Source organism: Streptomyces sp. NPDC003697, from assembly GCF_053587115.1.
Map to the genome: position 1 here is coordinate 66,066 of NZ_JBSFNN010000023.1, position 23,772 is coordinate 89,837.

At 71.3% G+C, this 23,772-nt stretch carries 20 protein-coding genes; 17 read left to right on the top strand and 3 right to left on the bottom strand.

The genetic code is table 11. The features are described 5' to 3' along the window. The first annotated feature begins 274 nt into the window (after positions 1–274). From typA to ACWDNY_RS12650, 12 genes are all read left to right on the top strand, one after another. Complete coding sequence (typA, locus tag ACWDNY_RS12595; RefSeq protein ID WP_451645718.1) at positions 275–2,182, top strand: translational GTPase TypA; 1,908 nt, start codon at positions 275–277, stop codon at positions 2,180–2,182. A 686-nt stretch (positions 2,183–2,868) separates the two neighbouring features. Further along, on the top strand, positions 2,869–4,530 hold the full coding sequence (locus ACWDNY_RS12600) for a peptide ABC transporter substrate-binding protein (protein WP_451645719.1): 1,662 nt from the start codon (positions 2,869–2,871) through the stop codon (positions 4,528–4,530). A gap of 186 nt (positions 4,531–4,716) precedes the next feature. Then, on the top strand, positions 4,717–5,643 hold the full coding sequence (locus tag ACWDNY_RS12605; protein ID WP_451645720.1) for an ABC transporter permease: 927 nt from the start codon (positions 4,717–4,719) through the stop codon (positions 5,641–5,643). A gap of 33 nt (positions 5,644–5,676) precedes the next feature. Continuing rightward, entirely contained in the window at positions 5,677–6,600 is a 924-nt protein-coding gene (locus ACWDNY_RS12610; protein WP_451645721.1) for an ABC transporter permease, read from the top strand. A 51-nt stretch (positions 6,601–6,651) separates the two neighbouring features. Continuing rightward, a complete protein-coding gene (locus ACWDNY_RS12615) occupies positions 6,652–7,698 on the top strand; it encodes an ABC transporter ATP-binding protein (RefSeq protein WP_451645722.1) in 1,047 nt (348 codons plus the stop codon). Next, positions 7,691–8,839: an ABC transporter ATP-binding protein gene (locus ACWDNY_RS12620; protein WP_451645723.1), complete on the top strand. Its 1,149-nt coding sequence runs from the start codon at positions 7,691–7,693 to the stop codon at positions 8,837–8,839. The genes ACWDNY_RS12615 and ACWDNY_RS12620 overlap by 8 nt, the downstream gene beginning before the upstream one ends. 147 nt (positions 8,840–8,986) lie before the next feature. Then, complete coding sequence (locus ACWDNY_RS12625) at positions 8,987–9,382, top strand: VOC family protein (RefSeq protein WP_451645724.1); 396 nt, start codon at positions 8,987–8,989, stop codon at positions 9,380–9,382. Positions 9,383–9,644: 262 nt separating this feature from the next. Then, positions 9,645–11,267, top strand: a complete 1,623-nt coding sequence (locus ACWDNY_RS12630; protein WP_451645725.1) for a peptide ABC transporter substrate-binding protein — start codon at positions 9,645–9,647, stop codon at positions 11,265–11,267. A gap of 6 nt (positions 11,268–11,273) precedes the next feature. Then, positions 11,274–12,197, top strand: a complete 924-nt coding sequence (locus ACWDNY_RS12635) for an ABC transporter permease (protein ID WP_451645726.1) — start codon at positions 11,274–11,276, stop codon at positions 12,195–12,197. Between the two features lie 157 nt (positions 12,198–12,354). Further along, positions 12,355–13,287, top strand: a complete 933-nt coding sequence (locus ACWDNY_RS12640; protein ID WP_451645739.1) for an ABC transporter permease — start codon at positions 12,355–12,357, stop codon at positions 13,285–13,287. A 6-nt stretch (positions 13,288–13,293) separates the two neighbouring features. Next, positions 13,294–14,286: an ABC transporter ATP-binding protein gene (locus tag ACWDNY_RS12645; RefSeq protein ID WP_451645727.1), complete on the top strand. Its 993-nt coding sequence runs from the start codon at positions 13,294–13,296 to the stop codon at positions 14,284–14,286. After that, a complete protein-coding gene (locus ACWDNY_RS12650; RefSeq protein WP_451645728.1) occupies positions 14,279–15,340 on the top strand; it encodes an ABC transporter ATP-binding protein in 1,062 nt (353 codons plus the stop codon). Before ACWDNY_RS12645 ends, ACWDNY_RS12650 begins: the two co-directional genes overlap by 8 nt. Before the next feature lie 170 nt (positions 15,341–15,510). On the opposite strand, the gene ACWDNY_RS12655 is transcribed toward ACWDNY_RS12650, so the two are convergent. After that, positions 15,511–17,628: a prolyl oligopeptidase family serine peptidase gene (locus ACWDNY_RS12655; RefSeq protein WP_451645729.1), complete on the bottom strand. Its 2,118-nt coding sequence runs from the start codon at positions 17,626–17,628 to the stop codon at positions 15,511–15,513. 176 nt (positions 17,629–17,804) lie between these two features. Between ACWDNY_RS12655 and ACWDNY_RS12660 the strand changes: the two genes are divergently transcribed. Further along, positions 17,805–17,999 carry a hypothetical protein gene (locus tag ACWDNY_RS12660; RefSeq protein ID WP_003992731.1) on the top strand — a complete coding sequence of 65 codons (195 nt, stop codon included), beginning with the start codon at positions 17,805–17,807 and terminating at the stop codon, positions 17,997–17,999. 112 nt (positions 18,000–18,111) lie between these two features. Here the strand turns inward: ACWDNY_RS12660 and ACWDNY_RS12665 are convergent, their stop codons facing one another. Together ACWDNY_RS12665 and ACWDNY_RS12670 are read right to left on the bottom strand one after the other, a co-directional pair. Further along, positions 18,112–18,342, bottom strand: a complete 231-nt coding sequence (locus ACWDNY_RS12665) for a DUF397 domain-containing protein (RefSeq protein ID WP_451645730.1) — start codon at positions 18,340–18,342, stop codon at positions 18,112–18,114. Then, complete coding sequence (locus ACWDNY_RS12670; RefSeq protein WP_451645731.1) at positions 18,339–19,217, bottom strand: helix-turn-helix domain-containing protein; 879 nt, start codon at positions 19,215–19,217, stop codon at positions 18,339–18,341. The genes ACWDNY_RS12665 and ACWDNY_RS12670 overlap by 4 nt, the downstream gene beginning before the upstream one ends. Positions 19,218–19,365: 148 nt before the next feature. Here ACWDNY_RS12670 and ACWDNY_RS12675 point away from each other — a divergent pair, with 148 nt between their 5' ends. From ACWDNY_RS12675 to ACWDNY_RS12690, 4 genes are all read left to right on the top strand, one after another. Continuing rightward, positions 19,366–19,851 carry an ATP-binding protein gene (locus ACWDNY_RS12675; RefSeq protein WP_451645732.1) on the top strand — a complete coding sequence of 162 codons (486 nt, stop codon included), beginning with the start codon at positions 19,366–19,368 and terminating at the stop codon, positions 19,849–19,851. Positions 19,852–19,989: 138 nt separating this feature from the next. Beyond that, positions 19,990–20,880: an N-acetyl-1-D-myo-inositol-2-amino-2-deoxy-alpha-D-glucopyranoside deacetylase gene (mshB, locus tag ACWDNY_RS12680; RefSeq protein ID WP_451645733.1), complete on the top strand. Its 891-nt coding sequence runs from the start codon at positions 19,990–19,992 to the stop codon at positions 20,878–20,880. After that, positions 20,877–21,293, top strand: coding sequence for a DUF6113 family protein (locus ACWDNY_RS12685; RefSeq protein WP_451645734.1), 417 nt, complete (start codon positions 20,877–20,879; stop codon positions 21,291–21,293). The genes mshB and ACWDNY_RS12685 overlap by 4 nt, the downstream gene beginning before the upstream one ends. 196 nt (positions 21,294–21,489) lie before the next feature. After that, positions 21,490–23,742, top strand: coding sequence for a hypothetical protein (locus ACWDNY_RS12690; protein ID WP_451645735.1), 2,253 nt, complete (start codon positions 21,490–21,492; stop codon positions 23,740–23,742). Positions 23,743–23,772 lie beyond the last annotated feature (30 nt).

Below are 23,772 nucleotides of genomic sequence, written 5' to 3' on the forward strand. Positions count from 1 at the left end.
GGGCCGGCCCCCCGCCGGGTCGGATCGGGAAGGCGGGGGTGCCCCGTCCGCGCCGGGCTCCGCTCCACGTCGCGCGGGGCCCTCGGGACACCTCCCGCACCGGTCCCGAGCTGCGCGGACGGCCGTGGGGCGGCCGCGACCGCCCCACGGCCGGACGAGCCGCGGCCGCAACGCCGTACCATGGGGTGAGGCCGTGGCACGTACCGCCCGGCAGGGCCCGCGTAGGACCGACATACGCGACGGCCGTCCTCACACTCCCGGGAGTACGCCTTTTATGGCCACGCGCCACGACATCCGTAACGTCGCCATCGTCGCCCACGTCGACCACGGCAAGACCACCATCGTCGACGGCATGCTGAAGCAGGCCGGTGCCTTCGCCGCCCACCAGCTCGAGCAGGTCGACGACCGCGTCATGGACTCGAACGACCTGGAGCGTGAGAAGGGCATCACGATCCTGGCCAAGAACACGGCGGTCAAGTACCACCCGAAGGCCGGCGGGGACCCGATCACCATCAACATCATCGACACCCCCGGCCACGCCGACTTCGGCGGCGAGGTCGAGCGCGGTCTGTCGATGGTCGACGGCGTGGTCCTGCTCGTGGACGCCTCCGAGGGCCCGCTGCCCCAGACCCGCTTCGTGCTGCGCAAGGCGCTCCAGGCCCGGCTGCCCGTCATCCTGTGCATCAACAAGACGGACCGCCCGGACGCCCGCATCGACGAGGTCGTCAACGAGACCTACGATCTCTTCCTCGACCTGGACGCGGACGAGGAGCAGATCGAGTTCCCGATCGTCTACGCCTGCGGCCGTGACGGCATCGCCTCGCTGACCAAGCCGGACAACGGCACGGTCCCGGCCGACTCCACCAGCCTGGAGCCGTTCTTCTCCACCATCCTGGAGCACATCCCGGCCCCGACCTACGACGAGGACGCCCCGCTCCAGGCCCACGTCACCAACCTGGACGCCGACAACTTCCTCGGCCGGATCGCGCTGCTGCGCGTGGAGCACGGCGAGCTGCGCAAGGGGCAGACGGTCGCGTGGATCAAGCGCGACGGCTCCGTGCAGAACGTGCGCATCTCCGAGCTGATGATGACGGAGGCCCTCACCCGCAAGCCCGCGGAGAAGGCCGGCCCGGGTGACATCTGCGCCGTCGCCGGCATCCCGGACATCATGATCGGCGAGACCCTCGCGGATCCCGAGAACCCGGTCGCGCTGCCGCTGATCACGGTCGACGAGCCCGCGATCTCCATGACCATCGGCACCAACACCTCCCCGCTGGTCGGCCGCGGCGGCACCGGCAAGGGCGCCGACGCGAAGGCGGCCGTCAAGGACCGCAAGGTCACCGCCCGCCAGGTCAAGGACCGTCTGGACCGCGAGCTGATCGGCAACGTCTCGCTCCGCGTCCTCGACACCGACCGTCCCGACGCCTGGGAGGTCCAGGGCCGCGGCGAACTCGCGCTCGCGATCCTGGTGGAGACCATGCGCCGTGAGGGCTACGAGCTGACCGTCGGCAAGCCGCAGGTCGTCACCAAGGAGGTCGACGGCAAGGTCTACGAGCCCGTGGAGCGCATGACGGTCGACGTGCCCGAGGAGCACATGGGCGCGGTCACGCAGCTCATGGGCGTGCGCAAGGGCCGGATGGACAACATGTCCAACCACGGCTCGGGCTGGGTCCGCATGGAGTTCGTCGTGCCCTCCCGGGGTCTCATCGGCTTCCGCACCGAGTTCCTGACCCAGACCCGCGGCACCGGCATCGGCCACTCCATCCACGAGGGCTTCGAGCCCTGGTTCGGCACGCTGACGACGCGCAACAACGGCTCGCTGGTCGCCGACCGCGCCGGGGCCGTCACCGCCTTCGCGATGACCAACCTCCAGGAGCGCGGCGTGCTGTTCGTGGAGCCGGGCACCGAGGTGTACGAGGGCATGATCGTCGGCGAGAACTCCCGCTCCGACGACATGGACGTCAACATCACCAAGGAGAAGAAGCTCACCAACATGCGCTCCTCGACGGCCGACGTCGCCGAGTCCATCGTGCCGCCGCGCAAGCTCTCCCTGGAGCAGTCCCTGGAGTTCTGCCGCGACGACGAGTGCGTGGAGGTGACCCCGGAGGCCGTGCGCATCCGCAAGGTCGTCCTCGACCAGCGTGAGCGCGCCCGCGCCGCGAGCCGGGCGAAGCACGCCTGACCCACCGGCACCGTCCGACAGGCCGGGCACCCCCGTCACGGGGGTGCCCGGCCTGTTCGTTGCCCCGGCGCCGCGCCCGCCCGCTCACCGGGTGTCAGGTCCTGCCACGCGGGAGCCGGCCGCCGGGCCGGGCGAAGGGTAGGGAAAACCCTGCGTTCCGGCCCGGAACCGGCACGGGCCGACCGGATCCCATTAGGCTGCGCCGGGCGCGCGTGCCGACGGTGCGCGGTGCTTCCGTCAACGCCCGCGGCCACGCTGGGTGAGGTGGGGCAACGGCCCCGGCGCACGGCGGCATTGGCCGGATCTCGACGTCCGGGGCGCTCCGCGGGCATGGCTCGGCCACCCCGCACGGAGACCACCGTAAGCGCAACGGGTTTTCATCTCATCGGCGTCCGGAATGCGGACAGCCGAGACCGATAGATGTGTAACAAGTCCGTTTCGCAGGGATCTTTCGCGAAACCCTTTGTCCGGATTTTGGGAGAAGTAGACGGCAGGTGTGATCGGATCGCAACCTTCCCGGTGTGGTTCGGCCACGGCCCATGGCAGATAGTTAGGCGCGTAGAGCTCGGATCAACGGGTCACGCGCTAGCCGGCGCCGACTCACGAGCGCGGGGGCGTCTGACTATCTCCGACACCTGTGACGGTGGTATGTCGGCTGCCCCTCCATGCGGTGAACCATTGGACTCATGAGGAGGAACCCCATGCGCGGTGCCAACAGCGCCAAGTGGGTCGCGGGGGCAATAATCGTTGCTCTTGCTGCGACTGCCTGTGGAGGCGGCGACAACGACGGCGGCAGCAAGGGCTCGGGCAAGGCCGGCGGCACCTTCCGGATGGGCATCACCGAGCCGGTTGCCATCGACCCGTACAACGCTCAGGAGTCCGAGGGCGTCCTCGTCACGGACAACCTCTTCACGGGCCTGTACGAGCCGACCGCCGACGGCAAGGTCGACCCGGCCCTGGCCACCTCCAAGGAGGTGAGCAAGGACGGCAAGACCTGGACCTTCAAGATCAAGGAAGGCACCAAGTTCACCAACGGCGAGACGGTGGACGCGCAGTCCTTCATCCGCGGCTGGAACCGTGTGGCGCAGAATGTCGCCGCCTCCGACGTCGCCTACCACATGGCGGGCATCGAGGGCTTCGAGGACGTCCAGTCGGGCAAGGCGGAGAGCATGTCCGGCCTGAGCGCCCCGGACGCCAACACCCTCCAGGTGAAGCTCTCCGCCCCCGACTTCGAGTTCTACATCAAGACCACGCACACGGTCTTCAGCCCGGTGCCCAAGGTCGCCGGCAACGCGAAGAACAAGACGTACAACGAAGCCCCCATCGGCAACGGGCCCTTCAAGATGCAGGGCAAGTGGGAGCACAACAAGTCGATCACCCTCGTCCGCAACGACGACTACGGCCTGACCAAGGCCAAGCTGGACAAGGTCCAGATCGACATCCTGAACTCCGCCAACGGTGTGACGCTGGAGTACCAGGGCTTTGAGTCGGGCCAGTACGACTGGGCCCGCATGCCCACCCCGCAGCAGCCGGCCGCCAAGGCCAAGTACGAGCCCCAGGGCGAGTGGCTGCAGCAGGACACCAACGGCATGAACTACCTCATGCCCATCACGGAGAACGCCCCGCTGAACACGGCGAAGGCGCGTCAGGCCATCTCCTACGCGATCGACCGGGACGCCATCATCAAGGGTGTCTTCCAGGGCATGCAGACCAAGTCGACGACGATCCTGCCGCCCGCCTTCGCCGATGTGTACCAGAAGGGCCTGTGCGCCCCCTGCGCCAAGCAGGACAAGGCCAAGGCCAAGCAGCTCGCCGCGGAGTCCGGCCTCAAGCCCGGCACCACCATCGAGCTCGGCTACAACACCGGCGCCGGTCACGAGGAGTGGATCCAGGCCGTCAAGCAGCAGCTCGAGGACGTCCTCGGCGTGAAGGTGAAGTCCACCGGCAAGCCGTTCGCCGAGCTGCTCGCCGACCAGCAGAAGCCGAAGGCCACGGGTCTGTACCGCTTCGCCTGGGGCGCGGACTACCCGACGCCGGACAACTTCCTGTACCCGCTGCTCGACACCGCGTCCATCAACAAGGACGCCTCGGGCAAGGTCACGGGTGACAACCGCGGCCGCTACAGCAACAAGGCGTTCGACGCCCTGCTCGCCAAGGCCCGTGCCACCGAGGACCAGGCCGGCCGCAACAAGCTGTACCAGCAGGCCGAGAAGGTCGCCCTCGACGACCAGGCGCTGATCCCGCTGTGGAACCGCACCCAGCTGCGTCTGGCCAACACCAAGAAGTTCGCCGGCCTCAAGATGGACTTCCACGAGGACCCGAACCTCGCCGAGATCAGCCTGAAGTAACCGGGCACCGCGTAGCGCGGAATCGGAGGACCGGGGGCCGTGGTACCGAGCTGGACTCGGATGCCACGGCCCCCGGCGACCGTCGGGAGTGGCGTGATCCGTCCTCCCGTCCCCTAACCCCATCACCCCCACCATCCCGGGGTGACGGAGCTGCTCAGGAAGTGGCAGCGAGGCAGAGAGGCAGTCATGGGAAGGTATGTGGTCCGCAGGCTGGGCCAGTTGGTCGTGGTCGTGCTCGGCGCGACGATGATCCTGTTCGCCAGCCTGTTCGTGCTCCCGGGTGACCCGGTCGGGCAGATCGCGGGCAGCGACAAGGCGCGCGACCCCGCGGTGATCGAGCAGCTGCACAAGCAGTACGGACTCGACAAGCCCCTGGTCGTGCAGTACGGCAACTACGTCGGCAAGCTCGCCCGGGGCGACCTCGGTGAGGACTACACGCAGAGCCGGCCGGTCACGGAGATCCTGGCGCCCAAGCTGGGCAACACGGCCAAGCTGGCGGTCGCGGCGATCGTCGTCGACATCGTCATCGGCATGGCCGTCGGTGTGCTGGCGGCGATGCGCAGATACTCGATCTGGGACGTGTCGGCGACCTTCATCACGACCCTGGCCATCGGTGTCCCGTCGATCGTGCTCGGCATGATCATGCAGCGCTTCTTCGTGGTGGAGCTCAACTGGTTCCCGCTGATCGCCGACGGCAGCTTCAACTCGATGGTGCTTCCCGCCTTCACCCTGGCGATCATCGACGCCGCGCTCGTCGCCCAGCTCGCGCGCAGCACGATGCTGGAGGTCCTGCGGGCCGACTATGTCAAGACGGCGGTGGCCAAGGGGCTTGCGCGCCGGACGGTGCTTTTCCGTCACATCCTGCGCAACTCGGTCATTCCCGTGATCACCTACCTGGGTATCTCCTTCGGCACCCTGCTCGGTGGCGCGATCATCACGGAGACGATCTTCAACTGGAACGGCATCGGCCTCGCGCTGATCCAGGCGATCCAGCAGAACAACAACCCGATCATCGTGGGAGTGGTGACGATCAGCGTGGGCGTGTTCGTCCTGCTGAACCTGGTCGTCGACCTGTTGTACGCCGCCCTTGACCCGCGCATCCGCCTTGCCTGACCCGCAGGGTCGCCCCCATCTAGGAGTCACACCATGACCGAACTCGTCACGGGCGCGGGAGAGCCGACCGCGGCCGACCCCGCCGCGGCGCGGCAGGGCGCCGAACCCAGCGTCGCCAAGGTCAGCCAGTGGGCCGACATCCGGCACCGCTTCTTCGCCAACAAGCTCGCCGTCCTGGGCCTGGCGATCATCGTCCTCCTCGTCCTCGTCGCCCTCTTCGCGCCGCTGCTCGCACCGCACGACCCGCTGCGGCAGGACCTCAACGCCACCCTCCAGGCCCCCGGTTCCGGACACATGCTCGGCACCGACGCGCTCGGCCGGGACCAGCTCTCCCGCCTCATCTACGGCAGCCGCATCGCGGTGATCGTGGGCCTCGCCTCGATCGTCGTCGCGATGACCATCGGCATCCTGTTCGGCGCGCTGGCGGGCTACTACGGCCGCTGGGTCGACACGGTCATCATGCGCGCGGCGGACGTCTTCTTCGCCTTCCCGCTGCTGATCGGCGCAATCGTCATCATCCTGCTGATGGGCCGCGGCGTGCTGCCGGTCGTGCTGTCGCTCGGCATCTTCTCGTGGGCGACCTTCGCCCGCCTGCTGCGCAGCCAGATCCTGTCCGTGCGCGAGATGGACTTCGTGCACGCCGCCAAGGCGCTGGGCGCGAGCCAGGGCCGGATCATCCGCAAGCACATCCTGCCCAACTCCATGACGGCGGTGCTGGTCTACGGCGCGAGCAACGTCGGCATCGCGATCGTGGCCGAGGCGTCGCTGTCCTACCTGGGCGTCGGTGTGGACCCGGAGGTCGCCGAGTGGGGCAACATGATCGCCGCCGGCCGCGGGTTCATGGGCGTCAAGGACTTCATGTGGACCTATCCGAGCCTCGCGATCGTCATCACCGCGCTGGGCTTCATCCTGCTGGGCAACGGTCTGCGCGACGCGCTCGACCCGAAGCTTCGGTGAGGCGCGACCATGACTCGACCCCCCTTGAGCAAGCAAGACGAAGGTGACGGCATGACCAGCCTGGAGATGGTCCCCACGAACGCAGGACCGGACGGGAGCGCACCGCTCCTCGAAGTGCGCGACCTGCACGTGGAGTTCAAGATCCGTGACTCCGTGACCAAGGCGGTCAACGGCGTCAACTACAGCGTCAGCGCCGGTGAGACGCTCGCGGTCCTCGGCGAGTCGGGCTCCGGCAAGTCCGTCACCGCGCAGGCCGTCATGGGCATCCTGGACAGTCCGCCCGGACGCATCTCCAAGGGCGAGATCCTCTTCCAGGGCCAGGACATCCTGAAGCTGCCGGAGAGCGAGCGCCGCAAGCTGCGCGGTGCCAAGATGGCGATGATCTTCCAGGACGCGCTGTCCTCCCTCAACCCGGTGCTGTCCGTCGGGTTCCAGCTCGGTGAGATGTTCCGGTCGCACCAGGGCATGTCCCGCAAGGACGCCAAGGCCAAGGCGATCGAGCTGATGGACCGGGTGCGCATCCCGGCGGCCAAGCAGCGCGTGGGCGACTACCCGCACCAGTTCTCGGGCGGTATGCGCCAGCGCATCATGATCGCGATGGCGCTCGCCCTGGAGCCGGACCTGATCATCGCCGACGAGCCGACGACGGCTCTCGACGTGACGGTTCAGGCCCAGGTCATGGACCTGCTCGCGGAGCTCCAGCGCGAGTACAACATGGGCCTGATCCTGATCACGCACGACCTGGGCGTCGTCGCGGACGTGGCCGACAAGATCGCCGTGATGTACGCGGGCCGGATCGTCGAGACGGCCCCGGTGCACGAGCTGTACAAGCGCCCGGCGCACCCCTACACCCGGGGCCTGCTGGACTCCATTCCGCGCCTGGACCAGAAGGGCCACGAGCTCTACGCGATCAAGGGACTGCCGCCCAACCTGCAGCAGATCCCCTCCGGCTGCGCCTTCAACCCGCGGTGCGGCAGGGCCCGGGACATCTGCCGTACCGAGATGCCGCCGCTGGTCCCGGTGACCGAGCGGGACGGCACGGAACTGGTGGGACGCGCGTCCGCGTGCCACTTCTGGAAGGAGACGATCCATGGCTGAGCTCAGCAAGAACGACGAGCCGCAGGACGCCACGCCGAACGTCTCCGAGGTGGACGTCGTGGACGCCCGCACCGAGGACGCGGCGGTCAGCGCGATCGAGGCGCCGGTCGAGCGGGGCGAGCCGATCCTGCAGGTGCGCGGCCTGGTCAAGCACTTCCCGCTGACCCAGGGCATCCTGTTCAAGAAGCAGATCGGCGCGGTCAAGGCCGTCGACGGCATCTCCTTCGACCTGTACCAGGGCGAGACCCTGGGCATCGTGGGCGAGTCCGGCTGCGGCAAGTCGACGGTGGCCAAGCTCCTGATGAACCTGGAGCAGGCCACGGCCGGCGAGATCTTCTACAAGGGCCAGGACATCACCAAGCTGTCCGGACGCGCTCTGAAGGCCGTGCGCCGCAACATCCAGATGGTGTTCCAGGACCCCTACACCTCGCTCAACCCGCGCATGACGGTGGGCGACATCATCGGGGAGCCCTTCGAGATCCACCCGGAGGCGGCGCCGAAGGGCGACCGGCGCAGGCGCGTCCAGGAGCTGCTGGACGTCGTCGGCCTGAACCCGGAGTACATCAACCGCTACCCGCACCAGTTCTCCGGCGGACAGCGCCAGCGCATCGGCATCGCCCGCGGCCTCGCGCTCAACCCCGACGTCATCATCTGCGACGAGCCGGTGTCCGCGCTGGACGTGTCCGTCCAGGCGCAGGTCATCAACCTGATGGAGCGTCTGCAGGACGAGTTCGACCTGTCCTACATCTTCATCGCGCACGACCTGTCGATCGTCCGCCACATCTCGGACCGCGTGGGCGTGATGTACCTCGGGAAGATGGCCGAGATCGGCAGCGACGAGCAGATCTACGACCACCCGACGCACCCCTACACCCAGGCGCTGCTGTCGGCGGTCCCCGTGCCGGACCCGGACGCCCGCGAGCACCGCGAACGGATCATCCTCACCGGCGACGTGCCCTCCCCGGCCAACCCGCCGTCGGGCTGCCGCTTCCGCACCCGCTGCTGGAAGGCGCAGGACAAGTGCGCCCAGGAGGTGCCGCTGCTGGCGGTGCCCGAGCGCTTCAAGGGCTCGGACTCCCCGGCGGCCCACGAGTCGGCGTGCCACTTCGCCGAGGAGAAGGACGTCGTCCACGCGAGCTGAACCGCCCGCTCGGCCACACGCACGGACCTGAGGTGTCCGGACCCGTCGCGGGTCCGGGCACCTTCTCCTTTGCCCGTCGCCTGGCCCCTTCGCTCTGCCCCTCCGCCTCCGCCACTTCGCCGCCGCTCCCCGGGAGGAAGCCGGACGATGCTGCACCACATCGAGCTGTGGGTCCCCGACCTGCCGCGTGCCGTCCGGGAGTGGGGCTGGCTGCTCGGCCGCCTCGGCTACCGCCCGTACCAGGACTGGCAGCACGGCCGCAGCTGGCGGCTGGGCCCGGCGTACCTCGTCGTCGAGCAGTCGCCCGCGATGAACGGCTCCCGGCACGACCGGATGCGCCCGGGCCTGAACCACCTGGCCTTCCACGCCGGCGGCCGCCGGGACGTCGACGCGCTCGCCGGCGAGGCGCCCGCCCACGGCTGGAACCCGTTGTTCGCCGAGCGCTACCCGCGGGCCGGCGGCCCGGACCACTACGCGGCCTATCTCGCCAACACGGACGGCTTCGAGGTCGAGCTGGTGGCACGCGACGAGCCGCGCACCTGACCGGGCCGCCCCATGAGCCGCCCGGAGCCGGCCCGGGCGTGGCGTGAGCCGGCCCTCGGACCCGGCGGAACCGGCCCCGCACCCGACGGAACCGGCCCGCGGTCCCGGACGGAGGCCGGGGTGCGCACGGGTGTACGCACATCCAGCGGGACCGGTGCACCCCCGGTGAGGCGACCATGTGATAGGCCGGTTATGTGCTGATATAGGCCCGTCAGGGCAGCGCCGCGGCGCCGGCGGCACAGCGCACTCCGAGGAGGCACCCATGCGTGGAGCCAGGCACGCCCGCCGGGTGGCGTGCGCGGTGGCGCTGGCGCTCCTGCCCACCGCCTGCGTGAGCGGCGCGGGTACCGGCGCGGGCGCCGGGGTGCTCACCGCCTCCTGGGGGGACCCGCAGAACCCGCTCGAGCCGGCCAACACCAACGAGGTGCAGGGCGGCAAGGTCCTCGACATGATCTTCCGCGGGCTGAAGCGGTACGACCCCAGGACCGGCAGGGCCGAGAACATGCTCGCCGAGCGGATCGGGACGTCCGACTCCCGGAACTTCACCGTCACCGTCAAGGACGGCTGGACGTTCAGCAACGGCGAGGCCGTCACCGCCAGGTCCTTCGTCGACGCCTGGAACTACGGCGCCAGTCTCCGCAACAACCAGAAGAACGCGTACTTCTTCGGGTACATCGAGGGCTACGACAGGGTCCACCCCGCGCGCGGCGCACAGCGCGCCGACACGCTCTCCGGTCTGAAGGTCACCGGGCCGAGGACGTTCACCGTCAGCCTGAACCAGAAGTTCTCCACCTTCCCGGACACCCTCGGCTACGCGGCCTTCGCCCCGCTGCCCCGCGCGTTCTTCACCGACCACGCGGCCTGGGTGAGCAAGCCGGTCGGCAACGGCCCGTACCTGGTCGACTCGTACACCAGGGGTTCGGCGATGTCCCTGAAGAAGTGGGACGCCTACCCCGGGGACGACAAGGCGCGCAACGACGGCGTGACGCTGCTGGTCTACACGGACAGCAACACCGCGTACACCGACGTCCTGGCCGGCAACCTCGACCTCGTCGACGACATCCCCGTCACCCAGCTGAAGAACGTCAGGACGGACCTCGGCGGCCGCTACCTCAACACCCCGGCCGGCATCCTGCAGACCCTCGCCTTCCCGTTCTACGACCCGAAGTGGAACACCGACGGGGCGCGGAAGGTCCGCACCGGCCTGTCGATGGCCATCAACCGGCGGCAGATCACCGACACCCTCTTCCGCGGGACCCGGACCCCGGCCACCGACTGGACCTCCCCGGTCCTCGGCGCCGGCGGCGGGTACCGGGCGGGGCTGTGCGGCAGCGCCTGCCGCTACGACCCGGCCCAGGCCAGGAGGCTGGTCAAGGAGGGCGGGGGGATCCCCGGGGGCCAGGTCAGGATCACCTACAACGCGGACGCGGGCTCGCACAAGCTGTGGGTGGACGCCGTGTGCAACTCCGTCAACAACGCCCTCGGCAACGACAGGGCGTGCGTCGGCAACCCGGTCGGCACCTTCGCCGACTTCCGCAGCCGGATCTCCCGGCACACGATGCCGGGCCCGTTCCGGGCCGGCTGGCAGATGGACTACCCGCTCATCCAGAACTTCCTCCAGCCGCTGTACTACACCGGCGCCTCCTCCAACGACGGCCAGTGGTCCGACAAGGAGTTCGACCGCCTCGTCGACCGGGCCAACGCCGAGACCGGCACCGCCGCGGCGGTACGCCTCTTCCAGCAGGCGGAGGAGGTGGTGCGCGACAACATGGCCGCGATCCCGCTCTGGTACCAGAACGGCAGCGCCGGCTATTCGGAGCGGCTGTCCCACGTGTCGCTGAACCCCTTCAGCGTGCCCGTCTACGACGAGATCAAGGTCGGCTGAGCGGCCGTGGAACGCTACGTCGTCAGGCGCCTGCTGCAGATGGTCCCCGTGTTCGTGGGGGCGACCCTGCTGATCTTCCTGATGGTCAACGTGATGGGCGATCCGGTCGCCGGACTCTGCGGGGAGCGGCAGTGCGACCCGGCGACTGCCGCCCAGCTCGAGCGGGAGTTCGGCCTCGACCGGCCGGTCTGGCACCAGTACCTGACCTACATGGCGAACGTGCTCACCGGCGACTTCGGGACGGCGTTCAACGGCCAGCCGGTGACGCAGCTGATGGCGACGGCGTTTCCCGTCACCCTGCGGCTGACCCTCGTCGCGGTCCTGTTCGAGGTCGTCGTCGGCGTCACGCTCGGTGTGCTCACGGGGCTGCGGCGGGGCCGCCCGGTCGACACGACGGTCCTCGTCCTCACCCTCGTCGTCATCTCCGTCCCCACCTTCGTCACCGGCCTGCTGCTCCAGCTGCTGCTCGGTGTCGAGTGGGGCTGGATCAAACCGTCGGTCTCCCCGGCGGTGGCCCCGGACGAGCTGGTGGTGCCCGGGCTGGTCCTCGCCTCCGTCTCCCTCGCCTACGTCACCCGCCTGACCCGCACCTCGATCGCGGAGAACAGGCGGTCCGACTACGTCCGCACGGCCGTCGCCAAGGGGCTGCCCCGGCACCGGGTCGTCGTCCGGCACCTGCTGCGCAACTCGCTCATCCCCGTCGTCACCTTCATCGGCACCGACGTGGGCGCCCTGATGGGCGGCGCCATCGTCACCGAGCGGATCTTCAACATCCACGGCGTCGGCTACCAGCTGTACCAGGGCATCCTGCGGCAGAACACCCAGACCGTCGTGGGCTTCGTGACCGTGCTCGTCCTGGTCTTCCTGCTCGCCAACCTGCTCGTCGACCTCCTGTACGCCGTACTCGACCCGAGGATCCGCTATGCCTGAGCAGCCGTACGGGCCCGAGGCGCTCCGGGAGGCGGGGGGAGCCGGCGCGAACGGCGGGGCGCGGCGGCCCGACGGACCGGGCGCGCCCGGCGGATCCGAGGGTTCCGGGGGTTCCGGGGGTCTTCCGCCCGAGGACGGCAGGGTCGCCGGTACCGGCATGGGCGGCGGAATGGACCTCGCGGCGAGCGAGGCGACGGCGGTGGAGCGGGCGGCGGGCGGCCCGGCGGAGGGCGGACCGCAGGACAGGCCGCGCTCCCTGTGGTCGGACGCCTGGCGCGACCTGCGCCGCAACCCCGTCTTCGTGGTCTCCGTACTGGTGATCTGCTTCCTGATCCTCATCTCCCTGTGGCCGTCCCTCATCACCTCCGGCAACCCCCTGCAGTGCGACCTGGCCAAGGCGCAGGACGGCCCCCGGCCCGGTCACCCCTTCGGCTTCGACGGCCTGGGCTGCGACGTCTACACACGCACCGTGTACGGCGCCAGGACCTCCGTCACGGTCGGCGTCTGCGCCACGGCCGGGGTCGCCCTCCTCGGCTCCGTGCTGGGCGGCCTCGCCGGGTTCGCCGGCGGAACCTGGGACGGCCTGCTCTCCCGGGCCGCCGACGTCTTCTTCGCCATCCCCGTCGTCCTCGGCGGCCTGGTGCTGCTGTCGGTGGTGACCAGCAACAGCGTCTGGCCGGTCGTCGGGTTCATGGTGCTGCTCGGCTGGCCGCAGATCTACCGCATCGCGCGCGGCTCGGTCATCACCGTGCGGCAGAACGACTACGTCCAGGCCGCCCGTGCCCTCGGCGCCTCGCCCTCCCGCATCCTGCTGCGGCACATCGCGCCCAACGCGGTCGCGCCGGTCATCGTGGTGGCGACCATCGCGCTCGGCACGTACATCGCGCTGGAGGCGACCCTGTCCTACCTCGGGGTCGGGCTCAAGCCGCCGAGCGTGTCCTGGGGCATCGACATCTCCGCCGCCTCCCCCTACGTGCGCAACGCCCCGCACGCGCTGCTGTGGCCCTCCGGCGCCCTGGCGGTCACCGTCCTCGCGTTCATCATGCTCGGCGACGCGGTGCGCGACGCCCTCGACCCGAAGCTGAGGTGAGCCGCCGTGCTGCTCGACGTCCGCGACCTGCGGGTGGAGTTCCGCACCCGCGACGGTGTCGCCCACGCCGTCAACGGCGTGAACTACCACGTGGACGCGGGCGAGACGCTCGCCGTGCTGGGGGAGTCCGGCTCCGGCAAGTCGGTCACCGCCCAGGCGGTGATGGGCATCCTCGACGTGCCCCCCGGCCGGATCACCGGCGGCGAGATCGTCTTCCGCGGCCGCGACCTGCTGACGCTGAAGGAGGAGGAGCGGCGCAGGCTCCGGGGCACGGAGATGGCGATGATCTTCCAGGACGCGCTGTCGGCCCTGAACCCGGTGCTGTCCGTGGGCGACCAGCTCGGCGAAATGTTCGTCGTGCACCGGGGGATGTCGCGCAGGGACGCGCGCGCCAGGGCCGTGGAGCTGATGGAGCGGGTGCGCATCCCGGCAGCCCGGCAGCGCGTGCGGGACTACCCGCACCAGTTCTCCGGAGGCATGCGCCAGCGCATCATGATCGCGATGGCGCTGGCGCTGGAACCGGCGCTCATCATCGCCGACGAGCCGACGACCGCCCTCGACGTCACCGTCCAGGCGCAGGTCATGGAGCTGCTCGCGGAACTGAGGCGGGAGTACCGGATGGGGCTGATCCTCATCACGCACGACCTGGGCGTGGTCGCCGACGTCGCCGACCGGATCGCGGTGATGTACGCCGGACGGATCGTGGAGTGCGCGCCGGTCCACGACCTCTACAAGGCGCCGGCGCACCCGTACACACGCGGCCTGCTGGACTCGATTCCGCGCCTGGACCACAAGGGGCGGGAGCTGTACGCCATCAGGGGCCTGCCGCCCAGCCTGCTGGCCATCCCGCCGGGCTGCCCCTTCCACCCGCGCTGCCCGATGGCGCGGGACGTGTGCCGGACCGACGTGCCGCCGCTGTACGCCGTGGACGAGGCCGGCGCGGCCGGGGGGACCCGGGGCAGCGCCTGCCACTTCTGGAGGGAGTGCCTGCATGGCTGAGCCGATCCTGGAGGTCGCCGGACTCGTCAAGCACTACCCGCTGACCCGGGGCGTCCTGTTCAAGAAGCAAGTCGGCGCGGTCAGGGCCGTCGACGGCGTCGACTTCGCCCTGGCCCGGGGGGAGACGTTCGGTCTCGTCGGCGAGTCGGGCTGCGGCAAGTCCACGGTCGCCAGGCTGCTGTGCGGCCTGGAGCGGCCGACGGCCGGTGCGATCCGGTTCCGGGGCGAGGACGTCACCGGGCTGTCCGGCCAGGACATGAGGGAGGTCCGCCGCCACATCCAGATGGTGTTCCAGGACCCCTACACCTCGCTCAACCCGCGCATGACGGTGGGCGACATCGTCGGCGAGCCCTTCGAGATCCACCCGGAGGCGGCGCCGAAGGGCGACCGGCGCAGGCGCGTCCAGGAACTGCTGGACGTCGTCGGCCTGAACCCGGAGTACGTCAACCGCTACCCGCACCAGTTCTCCGGCGGGCAGCGCCAGCGCATCGGCATCGCGCGGGGGCTGGCGCTGCGCCCGGACGTGATCGTCGCCGACGAGCCGGTGTCCGCGCTGGACGTGTCGGTGCAGGCGCAGGTGATCAACCTGATGGAGCGTCTGCAGGACGAGTTCGACCTGTCCTACGTCTTCATCGCGCACGACCTGTCGATCGTCCGCCACATCTCGGACCGGATCGGGGTGATGTACCTCGGGCGGATCGTGGAGACCGGCACGGACACCGAGATCTACGACCACCCGACCCACCCGTACACCCAGGCGCTGCTGTCCGCGGTGCCGGTGCCGGACCCGGCGACCCGCGAGCACCGCGAGCGGATCATCCTCACCGGCGACGTGCCCTCCCCGGCCGACATCCCCTCCGGCTGCCGCTTCCGCACCCGCTGCTGGAAGGCGCGGGAGCGCTGCGCGCGGGAGGTGCCGGCGCTCGAGGTGCCCACCGCGTTCCGCGGCGCCACCGGCCCCGCCGCCCACGACTCGGCCTGCCACTTCGCGGAGGAGAGGCAGGTGGTGCCGCCGGAGGAACCCCCGGGCCCCCGCGGGACGGTGACGGCGTAGCCGCTCGGGCGCCGGCCAAGGCCGTTAACACACAGGCAACTTCACCGAAGCCGTACCGATATGCGGACGCGTCACCCTGGACGGTGTACGGCCGTGCGGGTGCCGTGGACGGGCCGGGGACGCGCTGCGGCCCCGGCCCGTTGCCGGACCCCGTGACGCCGGGCCAGGGCCTAACGAAGGCCCAGCGAGCGCTTGAGGAAGTCCACCTGGAGCAGCAGCAGGTTCTCCGCGACCTGTTCCTGCGGCGTCATGTGCGTGACGCCCGACAGCGGCAGCACCTCGTGCGGGCGGCCGGCGGCGAGCAGGGCGGAGGACAGGCGCAGGGAGTGGGCGACCACCACGTTGTCGTCCGCCAGGCCGTGCACGACCATCAGCGGGCGGTGCTGCCCGGCCGGGGCGGACAGGCCCTCGTCGGTGACCAGGGAGCTCTTGGCGTACACCTCCGGGAACGCGGCCGGGTCGCCCAGGTACCGCTCCGTGTAGTGGGTGTCGTACAGCCGCCAGTCGGTGACCGGGGCGCCCGCGATGCCCGCGTGGAAGACGTCCGGGCGGCGCAGCACGGCGAGCCCCGACAGATACCCGCCGTAGGACCAGCCGCGGATCGCGACCCGTGACAGGTCGAGCGGGTACCGCTTCGCGAGGTCCTGCAGGGCCTCGATCTGGTCGTCCAGGCTGACCGTGAAGTCGTGGTGGATGGCCTTCTCCCAGGCGGGGGAGCGCCCCGGGGTGCCGCGGCCGTCGGCGACCACCACGGCGAAGCCCTGGTCGGCGAACCACTGGGAGGTCAGGTGCGCGTTGTGCGCGGCGACCACACGCGCGCCGTGCGGACCGCCGTAGGGGTCCATGAGAACCGGGAGGGGAGTGTCACCGGGGTAGTCCGTAGGCATAAGCAGGGCGCACGGAATTTGGCGTGCGCCCCCCTGGGTGAGCGTGACGCGCGGGGTCAGACCGGGGTCCTCGGCGTAGGAGGCGATGGTCGCCACCGGTGTGCCGTCGCGCAGGACCCGCACCCGGGTGCCGGGCCGGCCGAGCGTGGCGGAGACCAGTACGGTCACGTCCCCCGCCCGCACGGCCGTGTGCACGCCGGGCTCCTGCGAGACGCGTTCCACGCCGAGTTCGCTGACCCGGTGGACGTGCACCTCGCCGATCTCCGGCTCGGCCGCCTCGGCGCCCGCCGATGCCGAGATGAGCACGTCGTCGTCGGTGACGTCGAGCACCGCGCGGACGTGCAGCTGCGCCCCGGTGAGCGGGCGGTCCCCGACCGCCAGGACCCGCGCGCCGCCCTCGTCCGCGATCCGCACCAGCCGGCCCGACGGACTCCAGCAGGGCACCCCAGGGAAAAGATCAAGCCAAACTGGATCTTCGTCGGCGTGCACCATCCGGGTCGCCCCCGAGTCCGCGTCCACCGCCAGGTAGAGCTGGCTGCGCTGGTCCCGCGCCTGCACCAGCAGCAGCGGCGCACCCGCCTCCGACCAGTGCACACGTGCCAGATACGGGTACCGCTCCCGGTCCCAGACCACCTCGGTGCGCGCTCCGTCGAGGCCGATCACGAACAGCCGTACGTCCGCGTTGTCCGTGCCCGCCGCCGGGTACGCGACCTGTCGCGGCGGGGTGTCCGGACGCGCCGGGTCGGAGATCCACCACCGCCGTACCGGCGCGTCGTCGACGCGCGCGACCAGCAGCCGGTCCGAGGAGGGCGCCCACCAGAAGCCCCGCGTCCGGCTCATCTCCTCGGCCGCGATGAATTCCGCCAATCCGTAGGTGACCGACTCCGACTCCGGCTCGGCCAGCGCACGGTCGCCCTCGCCCTCGGCACCCACGACCCGCAGGGCGCCGCGGGCGACGTAGGCGACGTGCCGCCCGTCGGGGGAGGGCCGCGGGTCGATCACCGGCCCGGGGACGGCGAGTTCGCGTGCCGTGCCGGCCCGCAGCTCGGCCGTGAAAAGCCGCCCTGACAAGGCGAAGGACGCCAACTCGACGGCCCTGTCGGTGGCGTGGCCGACGATGCCGGCACCGCCCTCACGGCTGCGTTCGCGGCGCGCGCGTTCCTCCGGGGAGAGGTCCTCCGAGGCCCCGCCGAGCAGGGCGCGCGGATCGGCGGCCACGCGCTCCGTACCGTCCGCCAGGTCGAGGACCCACAGGGCGTTCGCCCGGTCCGTGCCGGACCGGGAGCGCAGGAACACGACACGTGAGGCGTCGGGCGCCACGGCGAACGCACGGGGCGCGCCGAGCGTGAACCGCTGGGTGCGGGCGTGCCGTCGGGGGAAGGAGACAGGCTCGGTCGTCATGCCCTGACCATATTGGCCATGCGCCCCCTTGTGCGGCCGTGCGCCGATCGATGCGCGCGTACGGATAGTTATGATCACTAGCGCACAGTGGGTAAGTACCTGCTGCCCGCTGTGTGGATGTGTATGCCCCCATGGTCCCAACCCCCGCGTCCTGGAAACTTTGGAGGTGAGCCGCCGTGGCACTCTCGATTTCGGCGGTGGTGCTGCTGGCGATCATCGTCTTCCTGCTGATCAAGAAGTCCGGACTCAAGGCAGGACATGCGATCGTGTGCATGCTGCTCGGCTTCTACCTCGCCTCTTCCACGGTCGCTCCCACGATCAGCGAGCTGACCACGAACATCGCGGGCATGATCGGCAGCATCAAGTTCTGAGCGGAGCCACCGGAGCGCGGGACCCGGAGGGCAACGACCTGGGTCCCGCGCGCCGGTCAAGCCGCCGTCCGGATGCGGGCGGACGGGCGGACCGGCCTCCGCCCGGTACGGCTCACGGCTGTGAGCGACCCCCTCGGCTCCGGAACACGTGCGGCACGAAGCCGGCCCAGGCGGCGGGGGAGAAGGCGAGGCGGGGGCCGCCGGCGTTCTTGGAGTCGCGGACGTGGACCGTGCCCGGCGTGACGGCGATCTCGACACAGGAGTCGCCCTCGCTGCTGCTGCTGTAGCTGCTTTTGGACCAGTTCAGCTCGGAGGCGTCCGTGGACGCGATACTACGGATCATGTGTCTCCCAGCAGGTGCTCGATGAAGGCTGCCGACTCGCGCGGCGTGAGAGCTTGAGCCCGGAGGATGCCATACCGCAGTTCCAGAATACGGAGCTGCCTGGCCTCGGTGATCGGTCGACCGTTGGCCACGGCCGGCGAACGTCCCACCGTCGAGCCGTCCTCGAACTTCAGCACTTCGATGCCACCGGCCAGGCTTGCGTGTTGCTCACGGCCCATCGGCATCACCTGAAGCTCCACGTTCCGCAGCCGACCCGCTTCGAGTAGACGCTGAAGCTGACAGCGCAAGTTCGCCCTTCCGCCCAGTGGGCGTCGCAGTGTCCACTCCTCCAGGACGAAGCTGAGTTCCGGCGCGGGGTCCCGCTGGAAGACGGACTTGCGGGCCATGCGCGCCGCGACGAACTGCTCGACCTCCTCATCGGTGTACGCGGGCCGCCGCATCAAGAGCAGGCCGCGTGCGTAGTCCGCGGTCTGCAACAACCCATGGATGTTCAGCGGGTCGTAGAGCTGAAGCTCCACCGCCCTCGCCTCCATCTGGGCCAGGTCCCGCACCTTCTTCGGGTACCTGACCCTCTTCACGTCCTCCTTCATCGCCGCGAGCAGGCCGCCGGCCCCCAGCACCTCGTCCGCCCTGTCCAGGTACTCGGGCCGTGGGATGCGCTTACCGCTCTCGATCTTGTAGACCATGTCCTCGCCGTAGCCGACCGCCACCGCGAAGTCGCCGGCGCGCATCCCCACGGCCTCGCGTCGCAGCTTCAGTTGGCGCCCGACCGTGGTGACGACGGCGATACCCCAGTCGTCGTCCGGGTCGACCTCCCAGCCCGGCTCGTCCGCCTCGTCCCGCAGTCGCCCCGTGTCACCGTCCGCGTTCCTCACAGGCCCTCCCGTCCTACGTCCGTGCACCGACGCTCTCCCTGCGCAACGATTCGACAGGCCGGACACCACTGGACAAGCGCCGGACAGTCACCGTACGTACCGAAGGCATCACTGGTCACGGTGGGTGCGGGCGGCCACGCTGAGTGACGTGAATCAGGAAACCGCCTCGCCGGACACCCCGCTCGAAACCCGCATCCGCAACTTCAGCGTCCTGCTGTCGCCGACGCCTCGTGGCGCCCGTCTGGGCCGCCTCCTCGCCACGGAGCAGCTGCGCACCTGGGGGTTACCCACGGACCCGGCGGCGCACGTCGTCGCCGAGCTGGCCGCCAACGCGGCCACCCACGGACGCGTCCGGGGACGTGACTTCCGGCTCACGCTCTACGTCGTGGGCCGCACCCTGCGGATCGAGGTCACCGACACCCGCGGGGACCGTCTGCCGTGTGCCGAACGGCCCGCCGAGGACGCCGAGTCGGGACGGGGGCTCGTCCTCGTGGACGCCCTCGCGGACCGGTGGGGCGTGGTCCCCGCGCCGTGCCCCCGCAAGACGGTGTGGGCCGAGCTGGACCTGGTGACGGCACCCGGTGCCCCGTGCTCCGGCGGCGCGAGCGGCCCCTCCGGGTCACCACGAGGGTGACAGGGCCCTGCCGGCCTGTCCCTCCCGCGGCCGCGGCGGAGCCCGCTGTCGGGGGTCTGCCGTCCGGCGGGGCGCCCTGCCGGGGCCGGGGCCGGGGAGGGGCGTGGGGAAGGGCGGGAGCCTCGTAGGGTGGGACCCATGACGGAACTGCCCGCCCGGCGTCTGCTGCTGGTGCACGCGCACCCGGACGACGAGTCGATCAACAACGGCGCGACCATGGCCCGGTACGCGGCCGAGGGTGCCCTGGTGACCCTGGTGACCTGCACCCTCGGTGAGCGCGGCGAGGTCATCCCGCCCGAGCTGCGGCACCTGAGCGGCGCGGCGCTCGGCGCGTACCGGCGCGAGGAGCTGGCCGCGGCCATGGGCGAGCTGGGCGTCGCGGACTTCCGCCTGCTCGGCGGTGCCGGGCGCTACCAGGACTCCGGGATGATGGGCCTCGCCGACAACGACGACCCGGAGTGTTTCTGGCAGGCCGGCCTCGACGCGGCCGCCCGGCACCTGGTCGCCGTGATCCGCGAGGTCCGCCCGCAGGTCCTCGTCACCTACGACGACGACGGCGGCTACGGCCACCCCGACCACATCAAGGCCCACCGCGTCGCGATGCGCGCCGCCGACCTGGCCGCCGACCCCGCCGTCGGCGCCGGCGAACCCTGGCGGATCGAGAAGATCTACTGGAACCGCACGCCGCGCCCCGTCGCCGACGCGGCCTTCGCGCGGCTCCAGGAGGACCTGGACGGCCTGCCGTTCGACAAGGCGGCCGCTGTCGACGACCTGCCCGGTGTCGTCGGCGACGAGCGGATCACCACCGAGATCGACGGCACCGCCCACGCCGCCGCCAAGGCCGCCGCGATGCGCGCGCACGCCACCCAGATCACGGTGGCGGAGCCCTACTTCGCGCTCTCCAACGAACTCGCGCAGCCGCTGTTCACCACCGAGCACTACGAACTGGTCCGCGGAGAGGCCGCCGGACCGAGGGAGAACGACCTGTTCGCCGGCGTCGCCGGGGCCCCGGCCGAGGAGACCGCGTGAGCACGCCCGGCCGGCCCTCGCCGCTCGCCCAGCCCATCCAGCCGCCCTCGGCCGGGCGGATCGCCGCCTACCTGGGCCTGCTGGTGCTCGGCGCGGTGACCGCGGCGGCCGGCGCGCTGGTGCAGGCGGCGTGGTTCCCGGGCGGGCTGCTGCTCGCGCTCGCCGGCGCCGCCGGGCTCTTCCTGGGCGGTGCCCGGGCCGTGGGCAGCCGGGGCGGTGCCGTGGCGCCCGCCGCCGGGTGGACGGTCGCCGTCGTACTGCTCACCGTCAGCCGCCCGGAAGGGGACTTCCTCTTCGCCGCGGGCGGCGGCTCCTACCTCTTCCTCCTCGGCGGCATGGCCGTCGCTGTGATCTGCGCCACCCTGGGCCGGGGGTGGCAATCGGACGGCGACGGCGTCCGACTTGGCAAGTGACGTACCACTTCTCGGCGTCGCAGGCGTGCGGGTCCCGTGTGGGTTTCCCCAGCAGTCGTGGGATACACGCCAGAAGTGGCCAGTATCGTGGTGCGCGCCGCCGAGCCTCCCCCCTGGCCCCTCGGCTTCGCCCGAGCGGGGGGACCCCACCGTCAGAGGTCGTGTCGGGCGGCGGAGCCAACCGGGAGAACCTGCCTTGAGTCGTGAAACTGACACTCCGTCCTCCGGGCCCAACGGGCGCGGCGCAGCCGCCTATCCGTCGGGAACCCCGCCGTACGGCACCCCGATCGTGTCCGGCGACGGTGCGGACGCGGGCCGTTCGGCCGCGCAGCCGGAGGAACGCAAGACCGAGACCACGCTGACGACCCGGATCCGGATCAACATCCCCGGGTCCCGGCCGATCCCGCCGGTCGTCGTGCGCAAGCCCGTCGCGGAGTCCGAGAGCGCCGGCGCCGACACCGCGGAGACGAAGGCGCAGCCCGTCGTGGCGTCCACCGCCACCACCGAGCCGCCCGCCGCACCCCCGGCTCCGGCCGGGGACAAGGCGACCAGCGACTGGTTCGCGCCGCGCAAGTCCTCTCCGGCCAAGGGCGGTCAGGGGGGCGGCTCCACCAACGGCGCCGCACTCCCCGGCGGTTCGGGCGCACCGGCCGGCGGCGCCGGCCCGGGCACGCCGGCGGCCGGACCCGGCACGGGCGCCGGGGCCTCCGGTCCCGGCGCCGGCGCTCCCGGCGGTGCGCGTCCGGGCACCGGACGTCCCGGTGGCGTGGTCGGCTCCATGAGCGCGCCCGGCGGCCCCCGGCCCGGCGGCGCGAGCACTGCCCGCCCCGGAGCCGCCAACGGCGCCGGTCTGCCCGGCGCCACGGGCGGTCCGGTCGCGCCCGGCCACGGCGGCGGCACCGGCTCCTTCGACGTGACGGAGGCGCTGGCGGCCGGTCCGCTCGGCGGTGGCGCGCGTCCCGGCGGCAGTGAGCCCCGCCGCGACGACCTGCCCTACTTCTCGGAGAACGGCGGCGACCGGAACGGCCGGCCGCCTCAGGCCGGTCAGTCCGGGCGGCACGGGCCGGCCGGTCACGGCGGCGCGGGCACCCCGAGCGGCCCCAGCGGCTTCCGCGGGCCGGGCGGTCCCGGCCGTCCCGGCGGCCCGCAGGGTCCCGCCGGCCCGACCGGCGGCCCGGTCACCGGCGACATGCCGCTGACGGCGGCGCCGGGCACCGCGCCCGGCGCGGGCCCCGGCGTGCACGGCACCCGGCCCGGCGGCGGCCTCAGCGACGACACCGCGGTCCTCACCCCGCAGAAGCCGGCCCCCGAGCCGGGCGCCCCCGGCCACGGCGCGCCGGGCAACGTCTCGGGGCACACCGTCACCAGCGGCATCCCGGTCGTGCCGCCCGGCGCGAACCAGCCGTACGGCGCCGGCATGGTGCCGCAGCCCGCCCCGAAGACCGGGCCGGCCTCCCGGAGCGCCCCGGCGGCCCCGAAGAAGAAGGGCCGCAGCAAGCTCGCGCTGCTGGCCGGCGGTCTGATCCTCGTCGCCGGTGTCGCCTACGGCGCCGGGCTGCTGATGAACCACTCCGACGTGCCCAAGGGCACCACCGTGCTCGGCGTCGACATCGGCGGGGGCACCCGCGACGACGCGGTCAGGAAACTCGACGACGCCTTCGGCAGCCGGGTGAACTCGCCGCTGAAGCTCCAGGTCGACGGCAGGACCGTCGCCCTCAAGCCGGACCAGGCCGGGCTGCAGTTCGACACCCAGGCCACGGCCAGCGCGGCGGCGACGAGCGACTACAACCCCGTCTCCGTCATCGGCTCGCTGTTCGGCAGCCACCGGGTGGTCGACCCGGTCATGCCCGTCGACGAGGAGAAGCTCCACGTCGCCCTGCAGAACGCCGCCGCCGGCTCCCCGGCCTCCTCGGGCGGCGGCGGGGCGGTCACCGAGGGCGGCATCAGGTTCGAGTCCGGCCGGGCCGTCCCCGTCTACGGCAAGGCGGGCAAGGGCGTCGACGCCGCCCAGTCCTCCGACGAGGTCGAGCGGGCGTACCGCGCCCATGTCGAGACGGGTGCGGACACGCCGGTGCGGCTGCCCACCACGACCCGTCAGCCGACGGTGCCCGACGCCGAGGTCGACCGGATGATGAAGAAGTTCGCGAAGCCGGCGATGTCGGGGAAGGTCACCGTGAAGACGGCCGACGGCCTGCACTCGGTGGCGTTCAGCCCCGAGAAGTCGCTGTGGAAGTTCCTCCAGGTCAAGGCGGTGGGTGGCAAACTCGTCGAGTCGTACGACAAGGCGGCCCTGAAGGAGCTGTACGGCGGCACCTTCGACGGTGTGCTGATCACCCGCGGCACCGGGCAGAAGACGGCCGTCACGGTCGAGGACGTGATCAGTGCCCTGCGTCCCGCCCTGACCAGCACCACCGGCCGCGTGGGCGTCATCGAGACCGACCCGAGCTGACCGGGCGCCGCCGGGGGGAGGGCGTCCTCC